Source organism: Streptomyces sp. W1SF4 (genome assembly GCF_003950035.1).
In the GTDB taxonomy this organism is placed as follows: Bacteria; Actinomycetota; Actinomycetes; order Streptomycetales; family Streptomycetaceae; genus Streptomyces; species Streptomyces racemochromogenes.
This window is the reverse complement of the sequence record NZ_CP034350.1, coordinates 95149-107676: the sequence shown is the minus strand read 5'-3', so window position 1 is coordinate 107676 and position 12528 is coordinate 95149. Positions and strand designations below refer to the sequence as shown.

At 72.5% G+C, this 12528-nt stretch carries 12 protein-coding genes; 10 read left to right on the top strand and 2 right to left on the bottom strand.

Translation table 11 applies throughout. The features are described 5' to 3' along the window. Positions 1-34: 34 nt before the first annotated feature. The 3 genes from D1J60_RS00595 to D1J60_RS00585 all read left to right on the top strand — a co-directional run bounded on the left by D1J60_RS00595 (position 35) and on the right by D1J60_RS00585 (position 3563). On the top strand, positions 35-604 hold the full coding sequence (locus tag D1J60_RS00595; RefSeq protein WP_125819671.1) for an SMI1/KNR4 family protein: 570 nt from the start codon (positions 35-37) through the stop codon (positions 602-604). Positions 605-883: 279 nt separating this feature from the next. Next, positions 884-2908, top strand: a complete 2025-nt coding sequence (locus tag D1J60_RS00590; protein ID WP_164720798.1) for an AAA family ATPase — start codon at positions 884-886, stop codon at positions 2906-2908. A 91-nt stretch (positions 2909-2999) separates the two neighbouring features. Next, positions 3000-3563, top strand: a complete 564-nt coding sequence (locus D1J60_RS00585) for a dihydrofolate reductase family protein (RefSeq protein ID WP_125819670.1) — start codon at positions 3000-3002, stop codon at positions 3561-3563. 48 nt (positions 3564-3611) lie between these two features. On the opposite strand, the gene D1J60_RS00580 is transcribed toward D1J60_RS00585, so the two are convergent. Next, on the bottom strand, positions 3612-5120 hold the full coding sequence (locus D1J60_RS00580; RefSeq protein WP_125819669.1) for a DUF4246 domain-containing protein: 1509 nt from the start codon (positions 5118-5120) through the stop codon (positions 3612-3614). A 177-nt stretch (positions 5121-5297) separates the two neighbouring features. Between D1J60_RS00580 and D1J60_RS00575 the strand changes: the two genes are divergently transcribed. The 7 genes from D1J60_RS00575 (at position 5298) to D1J60_RS00545 (ending at position 11382) form a co-directional block, all read left to right on the top strand. Further along, positions 5298-5624 (top strand): hypothetical protein, encoded by a 327-nt coding sequence (locus D1J60_RS00575; protein ID WP_125819668.1) that lies wholly within the window; start codon positions 5298-5300, stop codon positions 5622-5624. A 231-nt stretch (positions 5625-5855) separates the two neighbouring features. Beyond that, a complete protein-coding gene (locus tag D1J60_RS00570) occupies positions 5856-6482 on the top strand; it encodes a sigma-70 family RNA polymerase sigma factor (RefSeq protein ID WP_125819667.1) in 627 nt (208 codons plus the stop codon). Between the two features lie 107 nt (positions 6483-6589). Then, positions 6590-7849, top strand: a complete 1260-nt coding sequence (locus D1J60_RS00565) for an FAD-dependent oxidoreductase (protein WP_125819666.1) — start codon at positions 6590-6592, stop codon at positions 7847-7849. Further along, positions 7846-8604, top strand: coding sequence for a DUF1365 domain-containing protein (locus tag D1J60_RS00560; RefSeq protein ID WP_241253079.1), 759 nt, complete (start codon positions 7846-7848; stop codon positions 8602-8604). Before D1J60_RS00565 ends, D1J60_RS00560 begins: the two co-directional genes overlap by 4 nt. A gap of 50 nt (positions 8605-8654) precedes the next feature. Further along, positions 8655-9923, top strand: a complete 1269-nt coding sequence (locus tag D1J60_RS00555; RefSeq protein ID WP_241253517.1) for a cyclopropane-fatty-acyl-phospholipid synthase family protein — start codon at positions 8655-8657, stop codon at positions 9921-9923. Further along, entirely contained in the window at positions 9920-10735 is an 816-nt protein-coding gene (locus D1J60_RS00550; RefSeq protein ID WP_241253078.1) for a DUF1295 domain-containing protein, read from the top strand. Before D1J60_RS00555 ends, D1J60_RS00550 begins: the two co-directional genes overlap by 4 nt. Continuing rightward, positions 10732-11382, top strand: a complete 651-nt coding sequence (locus tag D1J60_RS00545) for an alpha/beta fold hydrolase (protein ID WP_125819664.1) — start codon at positions 10732-10734, stop codon at positions 11380-11382. Before D1J60_RS00550 ends, D1J60_RS00545 begins: the two co-directional genes overlap by 4 nt. Here the strand turns inward: D1J60_RS00545 and D1J60_RS00540 are convergent. Then, positions 11371-12414 carry a MerR family transcriptional regulator gene (locus D1J60_RS00540; protein WP_125819663.1) on the bottom strand — a complete coding sequence of 348 codons (1044 nt, stop codon included), beginning with the start codon at positions 12412-12414 and terminating at the stop codon, positions 11371-11373. The two genes, D1J60_RS00545 and D1J60_RS00540, sit on opposite strands and share 12 nt — an antisense overlap. Positions 12415-12528: the final 114 nt, after the last annotated feature.

Genomic DNA, 12528 nt, shown 5'->3' with positions numbered 1-12528 from the left:
CGGACGGAGGCATCCCTGTGGAGGACAGAGGGCGATGAGTGTGGCTGAGAGTTGGTCGCGTGTGATGAGTCTGCTTCGGGAGCACGCGCCGGCCGATCACGCGGATCTGCCCGGGCCCGCTACGGAGCAGATGCTCGCGGCAGCCGAGGAACGGATGGGGATCTCCCTGCATGGGGACCTGCGGACGTGGCTGTTGCAGAACAATCTGGATCTGCCGGAGGGAGATTTCGACGACGAAGTGCAATGGTGCGGTTTCGACGGGTTCCCCGACGAGGGGAGTTCCTTTCTGGGCATCCGGGCGATGGAGAGGCTCTACGCGAACCGTTCCACGTCCTGCGGATTCGACCCGCCGGACCAGCCGGACCACCCGTTCTGGCGTAACGAGTGGATCCCGTTCCTGTCGGACCAGGACGGCTGGACGGGAAAGTTCATCGACGCGAGGGACGGACGTATCGGCAGATGGTTCGTGGGTGAGCCCACGGTCACCGGCGAGTACGCGTCACTGGCTCACTACTTCGACTCCGTGGCCGAGATGCTGAAGAGGATTGGCGCGGGGGACATTCCGGTCTGTTCCGTTGCCGAAGGGCGACTTGTCTGGTCGTGAGAGGGTTCCCCACTGGTGACGGCCATGGCCCATCCGTCCTCCCCCTGGAAGGGCAATGAGGAAGCCGCTCCGGCTGTCGCCGACACGGACTCAATTCAATCTTCGACGTCCTCGCCTCCTGGCCCGGAAATCAGCGCCGAGGACATGTCCTCGCCAGGTAAGTCAAGACTTACCTTCATGGAAGGTTCACCGTAGGGTGTGGCCCGAACCGAAGGAGCCCACCTGTTGTCGAAGACAAATGCCCACGCCGCACGGGAAGTTGCATCGGAGCGGGAATATGTGTCCTCCTTGTACGAGCTGCTCGCCGAGCGCCTTTCCGAGGCACGCGCCACCTGGGCGAGTGTCCTGAAGGCCCCGGCGGACAGCGCCGGGGAGGCATACGAACGGGAAAACGCCGCCGAGCGTCTGGCCAAGGAAATCGGCCGGCTGGAAGGCGCAGAAAAGGGACTGGTATTCGGGCGGATCGACCGGACCGACGGCACGGCCCTGCGCATCGGGCGGATCGGACTCCACACGGAGGAGGACGACCTGCCGCTGCTCGTCGACTGGCGCGCGAACGCCGCGCGGCCCTTCTACGAGGCGACCCCCGTCCACCCGATGGCCCTGCGCCGGCGCCGGCACCTGCGCCTCGAGGAGCGCACGGTCGTCTCGGTGAGCGACGAACTGCTCGACGGGACCGTCCCGACCGTCGAGGACGTGGTGGGGGACGGCCCGTTGACCGAGGCCCTGTCGGCACGGCGTACGGGCAGGATGCACGCCGCCGTCGCGACCCTGCAGGCCGAGCAGGACGAGATCGTCCGCTCCGCCCACCGCGGGGTGACCGTGGTGCAGGGCGGTCCCGGCACCGGCAAGACGGTGGTCGCCCTGCACCGGGCGGCGTACGTCCTGTACGCGTTCCCGCGTGCCGCCGAGGAGGGGGTCCTGGTGGTCGGCCCGAACTCCCGGTTCCTCGACTACATCTCCCAGGTCCTCCCCTCCCTCGGCGAGAACGACGTCGTCCTGACGACCTGCCGGGAACTCGCCGCAGTACCCGCGGACACGGTGGCGGAGACCGTCGAGACGGCGCGCCTCAAGGGCGGCTCCGACCTCGCCGACGCCCTGGCCGGCCTGCTGCGCGTCCACCAGGCCCCGGCCGGCGGCTTCACCGTGCGGGCCGGACGGCAACTGGTCCGCCTGACCGGCGAGGAGGTCGCCGCGGCACGCGACGCCGCCCTGGCGGCCGTACCGGGGCACAACCCCGCCCGCGAGGTGTTCACGGAGTTCCTGGTCGACGCCGTCGCCGACGCGATGCGGCGGGACATGGGCGACCTCCTGGAGCGCATCGACGCCGAAGCCGCCCTGATGACGGGCATGGACCTCGACCGCTTCACGGGAGCCGACCGGCGCCGCGCCGAAGGCGCCGCCGACCCGGGTCCGGCCCACGAACTGGACCTGGACGCCGTCCGAGCCGACCTCCTCGACGACCCCGGCGTCGACCGGGCGGTCGAGGCGCTGTGGCCGCGACTGGTACCCGGCGACCTCGTGAAGGCCCTCCTGACGGACCCGGACGCCCTCGCCGAGCACCTGCCACGGCTCACCGCCCACGAGCGGTCCCTCCTGCTGCGCCGCCCGGACGACCAGTGGACCGACGCCGACCTGCCGCTGCTGGACGAAGCGGCCGGCCTGGTCGACGGCCCACCCGAGCGGACGTACGGGCACGTGGTCGTCGACGAGGCACAGGAACTCACCGCCATGCAATGGCGGATGGTCGTCCGCCGCTGCCCAGCGCGGGCGATGACGCTGGTGGGCGACTTCGCCCAGGCCGGCCCGGTCGCGACGGCACGCGACTGGAAGGAAGCCCTGGGTCCCCACGTCGGACCGCGGTTCCGACTGCACCACCTGACCGTCAGCTACCGCACCACGCAGCAGATCCTGGAGAGCGTACGGGACCTGCTCACCCGGATCGCACCGGACCAGCAGCCCACACGGTCGCTGCGCACCGGCGAGACCCCCCGCACGACGGCCACCGCTCCCGACAGGCTGGTCACCACCGTCCTCCGGGAAATCCGCGCCCAGACCAGCGCCCACCCGGGAGAACTCCTCGCAGTGGTCTGCGCCGACACCAGGGTGGGGGAGCTGACGGCCCGGGGCATCGGCGACCTCGCACGCATCGTGCCGGCGTCCGAAGCGCGCGGCCTGGAGTTCGACGGGGTCGTCGTCATGGACCCGGAGGAGATCACCGCCGCCCGCCCGGGCGGAGAGAGGGACCTGTACGTGGCCCTGACCCGCGCCACCAAGCGCCTCTGCACCATCACCGCCCGGTAGCCCGGCGACCCGGTCCGCGCAGCGCGTCGAACGGGTGTTCCACGCCGCGTCGGTCCGTACCCGTGAGCCCGGCACACGAAAGGCTGGCTCCATGCGCAAACTGATCTACGGCATGAACGTGACCCTGGACGGCTACATCGCCGCGCCCGGCGACGACATCGGCTGGAGCGTGCCGAGCGACGAGCTGTTCCGGTTCTGGTCCGACCAGTTGCAGGCGACCGAACTGTCGCTGTACGGCCGCAAGCTGTGGCAGACGATGAGCTCGTACTGGCCGAGCGCCGACCGGCAGCCTCACGCCACCCCGGCGGAGATCGAGTTCGCGCGCCGCTGGCAGGACATGTCGAAGGTGGTGTTCTCCTCGACGATCGACGACGTCGACTGGAACACCCGACTGTTCAGCGGCGACGCGGTCGCCGAGATCACCCGGCTCAAGGCCGGGGAAGGCGGCCCGATGGACATCGCCGGCGCGACACTCGCCGGGGCGGCCATGCGCGCCGGGCTGATCGACGAGTACGTGCTGGCCACCGCGCCGGTCCTGGTGGGCGGCGGCACGCCGTTCTTCACCGCGCTGGACAGCTGGGTGAACCTGAAGCTGGTGGAGACGCGGACGCTTCCCTGCGGGGTGATCCTGACCAGGTACGAGACGAGGCGCTGACACCGCCCCCGGGCTGAGGGCCGGCCCTTGAGCCGGCCCTCACGGGGATCAGTGCTCGCAGAGGGAGAACTCCCGCTCGTAGAGCTGCTCGTTGTGTTCGGCCACGAAGAACTTCCGTTCCTGCATCAGCTGTTCGCGGTACTCCACGGCCTGCTCGAGCGTCATCGTGGAAGTGGCGGCCCACGGCTGCTGCGGCGGGACGTCGGACGTCGAGACGATCGTCGTCGAGGGGTCCACGAGGAAGAACGCGAGGATCTTGCGGTGCCCCGGGCGGCTGGGGTCCGCGAGGCGGAACGAGCCGACGCGGTGCTGCAGGATGTTCGGGAACGCCAGGCAGCGCCCCGCCGGCGTCGCCGCCGATCCCAGCACCTGGTTGAGCGCTTCCTCGTTCTCCAGGCCGTAGACCTCGCGCACGCCCTCGTCGTCGTTCTGTTCGTAGTCCGGGTCGTCGAGCGCGGTGCGGAAGCTCAGGCTGCTCCCGGTGATGTTCTCGCTGTCCCAGTAGTAGATGCCGGTCGAGACGATCCGCTCGTTCAGCATTCCCTCGACGTGCCAGGAACCGCCCGCGTACTCGGGCTTCTCCGGGGTGAGATGAATGCTGGCGAGCTTGACGATGACCTGGAGGCGGCGCCCGCGCAGGTCGACCCGCGCGGCCTCGTCGGGCAGCGTCGGCGCAGTGAACTCCGGCGCGTCCGGGACGACCGGGCGGCGGGTCTCCCACCAGACGTCGTGGGCCTCCTCCCAGGCGCTGCGGGCGTCCGCGTAGGCGGCGTCGTCAGCGAAAGACGACCTGACCGGATACTCCGGCTCCGATTCGTACCACCCGTAGGGATCGGCCTCGATCCGCGGCGGCCGGGGGTGGCGCAGATCGGTGAGCACGTTCTCCCACAGCGGCCGCATGCGCGCGAAGAGCTCCGGCAGGACGGCCGCGAGCTCCTGATGGGCCTCGGGGTGGACGTTGTTGACGTACGAACGGAAGGCGACACGCTCCTCGTCGCTGACCTCGACATCCGTGGGCAGCCACTGGAACTTCTCCGAGAACTCGTGCTTCGAGTACTGGTTCGTAGGGTTGTGCCAAGCCTCCTCCGGGCCCCCGCTCACCCCCCGTACCAGGCAGAACAGCGAGGGGTGCACCAGATCCAGCACCTGCCCGTCCGAACCCGGATGCCAGTCCCGTTCCGCTTCGGGGACCTCCTCCAGGGGCCGGACCGCCTCGCGCAGCCGGGACCGGAGCCGTTCGTCGACCAGCGTGTCGGACTGCCACACCCCGTCGACGGCGGACACCTCGATGCCCGTCTGGCCGTCCCGCAGCCCGGCGTAGTGCCCGAGCTCGGCGAGCACGTACCGGACCTGAGCCTCGGTGAGCCCCTGGGCGAGCGCCTCCTGCCGCCACCGCGCCACGATGCCGGCATCGTGCATCTTGTCGAACCACCCGGGCTTCGCCCGGATGTGCGCGCTGCACTCCATCATCTCCAGCTCCCGTAGCGTCCGGGCTTTCGCGAAGGCTATGGAACGCGACGCTTCAAAGGGCAACGGAAAGGCAGACAGGCCGGTCAACTCTGATAATCCCAACATTCGGCGAGCGGTGCCGGAAGGATAGCCCAGCGCACCGACACGGCAGCCGGGCCGTCGTACTGCACCAACCCCGGCGCCGGCCCGGAGGAGGAGGGGGTGCCTGCGGCCGAGTACGGCCTGCAAGGACTATTTCCGGCCGGACGGGGGCAGACGCCGAGGGTGACCGCGAAGCCCGGGCCGGTTCCCACGCCCGACGGCCACCACGTGCTGATCGGCGGCCGTCGCTGGCGCGCCACCGATCCGGCCGTTCCCGATGACGCCGGTGCCCGGCTGCGGGCGCATCTGATGGCGGCACGCCGGGCCGTCGCGGCTGCCCGCCGTGCCGAGGACCCGCGGGCCGAGCGTGCGGCCCGGGACCGGGTGCACACGGCGAAGACGGCCCTCGGGGAACGCGGCGTGCCGTGGTGGGAGCAGAGTGCCGACGAACGGCGTGCCCGCTGGACGGACGGGCTGGCCGCGCTCGACGGACCGGGGCACCAGCCGTGACCGCACACCCGCCGCGCATCTGACGACCCCGATCCGCTGATCACCCCCCGACGCACCCGCGCCCTGACGTACTCGGCAGTCATTCGACGCGGAAACGATGCAAGTTGATCGCCCGGTGAGGGCCCGGTGACGCTTGGCCTCATCGCGTCCCCCGGATTCCGGAGGCTCCCTTCCCCCGGGGCGGCCCCCCTCGCACCGGCGGACGCGCCCGGGGCGAGCCGAGGAGGCGGCATGACTGCATCACCCGCAGGCGGCGCGACCGCCGCCGGACCGGCATCCTGCGGCGACGGAACCCGCCCGGAGGACCCGGATCCGGACGCCGAGATCATCGGCCTGCTCCTCCAGGGCGACGAGCGGTGGCTCGCGCTGGCGCACCACCGCTGGAGCCGCCTCGTACACGCCCACGCCGCCCGGGTCCTGGGCGACCCGCGGGAGGCGGAGGACGTCACCCAGCACGTCTTCGTCGCGGCGTGGCAGGGCCGTCACGGGTTCCGGCCGGGCCGCGGCACACTGCCGGCGTGGCTGATGGGCATCGCCCGGCACAAGACCGCGGACGCCCTCGGCGCGCGGACCAGGCGCCTGGACCTCGTGGCCGCCGCCGGCCGGCACGGCGGCGACGGGGAGAGCGCCGGAGGCGTCGAGCAGGTGCTCGACCGGATCGTGGTCACCAGGGAACTCGCCCTGCTCCCACCGCTCCAGCGCGACGTCCTGGCCCTCGCCTACTTCGCCGACCTCAGCCAGGCGCAGATCGCCGACCGCACCGGGATGCCGCTGGGCACCGTCAAGAGCCACACCCGGCGGGGCCTGCACAGCCTCCGCCTGCGCGTGGCCTCGGGCGCCGTGGAGACCGCCGGCTGAAAACCCGCCCATCCGGCAGGGCCGCCGCACCGAATCGACAGACGAGAACCGGGGCCACGGGGGCGGAGACAACTTCCCCCGGGCCCCCAGAGATCAGGGGTGGACTCATGGACCGCAAGAGCATCGCGGTGGTCGGGTCGGGGGTGGCCGGCCTCACCGCCGCCCACATCCTGTCCCGCACGCACGACGTGGTCCTCTACGAGGCGGACGGACGCCTCGGAGGCCACGCGCACACCCACGAGGTCCCGGCAGCCGGCGGGGGAACGGTCGCCGTCGACACCGGATTCATCGTCCACAACGAACGGACCTACCCCCACCTCCTGCGGCTCCTGCGCGAACTGGGCGTGGCCACGCAGGACTCCGAGATGAGCATGTCGGTCCGGTGCGACGGCTGCCGCCTCGAATACGCGGGCGCCCGCGGCCCGTACGGACTCCTGGGCGGCGGGAACCTGCTGCGCGGCCGCCACCTGCGGATGCTCGCCGACGTCCCCCGCTTCCACCGCGCCGCACGCCGGCTGCTCGCCGACGGCGACACGGCCTCCACCCTGGGCGACTTCCTGGGCGAGAACCGTTTCCCGCCCTACTTCGTCAGCCACTTCGCCATCCCCCTGGTCGCCGCCGTATGGTCCTGCGCACCGGCCACCGCACTGCGCTACCCGGCCGCCTACCTCTTCCGCTTCCTCGACCACCACGGACTGCTCTCGGTCACCGGATCCCCCCGGTGGAAGACCATCACCGGAGGATCCAAGGCCTACGTCGAGCGGGCCGCCAAGGGCCCGGCCCGCGTCCTGACCTCCACACCGGTCCGCAAGGTCGTGCGCGGAGCCGGCCGCGTACGCCTCGTCACGGACGACGGCGAGACGGCCGAACACGCCGCCGTCGTCATCGCCGTCCACCCCGACCAGGCACTGGGACTCCTCGCCGACCCCACCGAGCAGGAACGACGCGTCCTTGGCGCCTTCACCTACTCCCGCAATCCGACCGTGCTGCACCGTGACACCTCGCTCCTGCCCCGGGGCGCCCACGCCCGGGCGTCGTGGAACTACTGGCTGCCCTCCTGCTCCGCCCGCCCGGGAACAGTGCAGGTCAGCTACGACATGAACCGCCTCCACCGGCTCCCCGCCGGCCACGGGCCGCACATCGTCACGCTCAACCCCGGCGACCGGATCGACGAGAGCACCGTCCTGGCCCGCATGACGTACGAACACCCCGTCTACACGGCCGAGTCGGTCGCGGCACAAAGCCTGCTGCCCACCCTCAACGACGGTGTCACCGCCTACGCGGGCGCCTACCACGGATGGGGTTTCCACGAGGACGGCTGCCGCTCCGGCGCCCGGGCCGCCGCATCCCTCGGGGTGACCTGGTGACCGGCGCCCCCGCTCCGCACGTGCCGGCCCTCTACGCGACCGAGGTGCGGCACGCCCGCTCCCAGCCCGTCCGCTACGCCCTGGCGCACCGGACGTACATGTGGCTGGTCGACGTCGACGACCTTCCGGTCCTGCCCCGCGTCCTGCGCCCGTTCGCCCGCTTCGACGCCCGCGACCACTTCTCGGGCCGTGCCCCCACGCTGCGCGCCGGCCTCGACGCCCACCTCGCCGCCCACGGCGTCCACGGCGCCGACGGCAGGGTCATCATGCTGGCGCACGCGCGCGTACTGGGACACGTCTTCAACCCCCTGACCCTGTACTGGTGCCACGACCGCTCCGGCGGTCTCGTCTGCGTCGTCGCGGAGGTCCACAACACCTACGGCGGGCGGCACTGCTACCTCCTGCGCCCCGACGGACGCGGCCGTGCCGAGGTGGCCAAGGACTTCCACGTCTCCCCGTTCTTCGGCGTCGAGGGCGGCTACCGGATGAGGCTGCCCCTGCCCGGCGACCGCCTCGACCTGACCGTCCAGCTCCGCCACCCGGACGGCTCCCGCCCCCTGACCGCCACCGTCCGCGGAACGCGCCGCCCCGCCGGGACCCGCACCCTGCTCGCGGCCCTGCTGCGCAACCCGTGGCCGACCGCCGGAGTGTCGTTCGGCATCCGCCGGCACGGCATCCGCCTCTACCTCAAAGGCCTGCCCGTCCAGCCGCGGCCCACCCGCCCGGCCCGCCCCGTCCAGGAAGACGCGCTGTGACCCTCACCCTCCCCCCTGCCCCCCAGGGCGGCACCCGCACCGGCCGCCACCTGGTCGACGCCGGCCTGTGGCCCGACGTGGCCCGCCTGCCGCACGCCTCGCCCCTGCGCACCGCGCTCGCCCGCCGGATCGTGCGACGTGCCTTCGGGCGCCTGCCCTTGCGGGTGCGCATCGCCGACGCCGGGACGCGGATCCCCCGCCAGCCCGACGGAACGCAGGACGGCCCGCCGACCCTGACCCTGCTCGATCCCGAAGCCTTCTACCGGCGGATCGGCGCCGACGGCCTGATCGGCTTCGGCGAGTCCTACATGGCCGGCGAATGGGACAGCGACGACCTGGTCGAGCTCCTGACCGTCCTGGCCCGGCACGTGGACGACCTCGCACCGCAGGCCCTGCGCCGACTGCGCAGCCTCTGGGTCCGCCGCAGGCCCCTCTCCGACCTGAACACCGTCGACGGGGCCCGCCGCAACATCCACCGGCACTACGACCTCTCCAACGACCTCTTCGCCACCTTCCTCGACCCCACCCTCACCTACTCCTCGGCCGTCTTCACCTCGCTCCCGGCCGCCGCCGAGGACCTGCCCGCGGCACAGCACCGCAAGATCGACCGGCTCCTCGACCTCGCCGGGACCGGACCGGGCACCAGCCTCCTGGAGATCGGCACGGGCTGGGGCGAACTCGCCGTCCGGGCCGCCCGGCGCGGCGCCCGCGTACGCACCATCACCCTGTCCCGGGAACAACGCGACCTCGCCCTCAGCCGGATCGCCGATGCCGACGTCGCCGACCGGGTCACCGTCGAACTGTGCGACTACCGCCGCGTCGAAGGCACGTACGACGCCGTCGTCAGCGTCGAGATGATCGAAGCCGTGGGAGCCGCCTACTGGCCCGCCTACTTCGGCGCCCTGCACCGGCTGCTGGCCCCCGGCGGCCGTGCCGTGCTCCAGGCCATCACCATGCCCCATGACCGCATGCTGCACACGGCACGCACCCACACCTGGATCAGCAAGTACGTCTTCCCCGGCGGACTCATCCCCTCCAGGGAGGCCATCGCCCGACAGGGCGCCGCCGCCGGGCTGGCCGTCGTCCACGACACCGGCTACGGCGACCACTACGCGGAAACCCTGCGGCTGTGGCGCGAGCGGTTCCTCCACGAGTCCGCCGCCGTGACCGCCCTCGGCTTCGACCGCGCCTTCCTGCGGATGTGGGAGCTCTACCTCGCCTACTCCGAGGCCGGCTTCCGCTCCCGCTACCTCGACGTACGCCAGCTCGTCCTCACCGCCCAGGGCGGGGCGCACGACGCGGACCGGCCGGGAACGTGAGCGCCGTCGACACCGGAGCGCTCGCCACCGTTCTCGCCGCATCGGCGGGTACGGCGCTCGCCGTCATGCTGCTCACCTTCGCCGTGGCCCTGGTCAAGGGGGTACACAGGATCGTCGACAGCGCCTGGGGGCTGGCCTTCGCCGCCGTCGCCGTCGTCGCCTGGTTCCTCTCGGCCGGCCACGGCGACCCCGCCCGAAGGACCCTGGTCGCCCTCGCCACCGTCGTGTGGGGGCTGCGCCTCGCGGTGCACATCGCCCGGCGCGGACGCGGCCACGGAGAAGACCCCCGGTACGCGCGCATGCTCGCCCGGGCACCCGGCAGCACCGCCCTCTACGCCCTGCGGGTCATCTACCTCCTCCAGGGATCCCTGGTCTGGCTCGTCTCCCTCCCCGTCCAGGTGGCCGTGCTGCTGCCCCGGTCGCCAGACGCCGCGGCCGCGCTGGGGCTCGCCCTGTGGGCCGTCGGACTGTTCTTCGAGGCCGTCGGGGACCACCAGCTCGCCCGGTTCAAGGCCGACCCGGCCAACAAGGGCCGCATCATGGACCGCGGCCTGTGGTCCTGGACCCGGCACCCCAACTACTTCGGCGACTTCCTCGTCTGGTGGGGCCTGTACCTGACGGCCTGCGCCACCTGGCAGACCGCCCTGGCCACCGTCGTCTCCCCGCTCCTGATGAGCGCCCTGCTGATCAAAGGCAGCGGCAAGCGCCTGCTGGAGGCCCACATGGCCGGCCGCCCCGGCTACGCCGCCTACCTGGCCCGCACCAGCGGCTTCTTCCCCCGGCCGCCACGCTCCGGGGACCGGCCACGATGAAGATCGCGACGCTCCTCTGGGCCACCCGGTCTCAGGGCCCGGCTCCCCGCACTTCACCCCGGGCCCCCTCCGCCGCCGTCGTCCTCCTGCACGGCGGACGCGCCGAGGACCTGCGGCCCCCACCGCTGCTGAACCTGCCCGCCTGGCGCATGCGCCTCCTCTCCGCCGCTCTCGCGCGGGCTCTGAGCGGGCGTACGGTCCTCATCACCACCGTCCGCTACCGCCGCCGGGGATGGAACGGCCCCCGCGCGGACGCCGCCCGGGACGCCGTCGCCGCACTCGACCGGCTCCACGAACGCCACGGCGACATCCCCGTCGTCCTCATCGGGCACTCCATGGGCGGCCGCGCGGCCCTGCGGGCCGCCGGCCACCCCTGCGTACGCGGAGTGATCGCCCTGGCCCCCTGGTGCCCGCCGGAGGACCCCGTCGGCCATCTCGCGGGCCGCGAGGTGTACGTGCTGCACGACGAGGCGGACCGGGTCACCTCCGCCCGGCAGTCCTGGGACTTCGTACGCCGGGCACGAGCCGCCGGCGCCTCAGCCGTGGCCGTCCGCATGGAGGCGGGCGGCCACACCATGCTGCGCGGCAGCCGCTCCTGGCACCGGCACACCACCGAGATCGTGAAGCACCTGCTCTCAGCGCGCTGAGGCGACCACCTCGGCGCGCGCGTCCGGGTAGAGGGCGGCGATCGCGTCCAGGGCCTCCCGCAGCCCGCGCGGACGCCGCATACCGCCGACGGCGGCCCGTACGGACCAGCCCGGACCGGCCAGGAGGACCAGGGGAGTGGTCCTCGCCCCTTTGAGGCCGAACGCCGTCGACGCCACCTGCCGGGCCAGCACGCCGTCCGCCGTGGAACGGGACTGCGACCACAGCACCACGGCCCTCGGCCCCGACCGGGCGACGGCCGCCCGCAGGGCCTCCGCCGGCACGGCCGCACCGAACATCCGCGTCGGCACCCCCCGCTCGGCCAGACCCGCGGCCAGCGCCTCCAGGGGCAGCGTGTGCTGCTCACCGGGAAGACAGGCCAGCACCACCGGCGCCGCGTGGGCCGCCATCCCGAAATCACCGACGGCCGCCCGCCGCAGCACGGTCGACACGTACCACGACAGCAGGTGCTCCACCTCGACGTACCGGTCATCCGTGGACTCCCACTTGCGGCCCACCGCGTGCAGGGTCGGCACCATCACCTCCTCCCACGCGACCACCAGACCGTGGGCCTCCATCGTCTGCCGCAGCAGGGCCTCCATGGCCGGACCGTCGAGCCGGACCGCGGCACGCGCCAGCCCGCGGCACTCCTGACGCACCTCACCCAGCGGCAGCCCACCGCCGGGACCACCGGGACCGCCCTGACGGCTCCGCCCGGGTCCGTCCGGCGGCGGCCCGACGCCCTCCTCCGGCACGGGCGGCGGCGAGGAACCCGCGCGGCCATCCGCAGCGAGCCGGCCGCGCACGGCCAGCGCCGCCCGGGCGGCCTCGGCCGGCGGGATACCGGAAGAGGTGAGCCGGCACATCTCCTCCAGCATCGCGATGTCGCCGGGCGTCCAGCGCCGGTGCCTGCCGCCCTCCCGGACCTCCGGTCCGATGCCGTACCGCTGCTCCCAGGAACGCACCGTCGTGGGCGAGACCCCCAGACGCCGTGCCACCGCGCCCGTCGTGACACCGAGACCTGTTTCGGACATGCCTCCATGCTACGACGCACGATCGATGCGAGTCGGATCACCGCTGCCGCATCCGAAAGCCCGCCGACGGCGGAACAGTCTGTGAAGCAGACGGCCCTCCTGCCCGGGAGACGA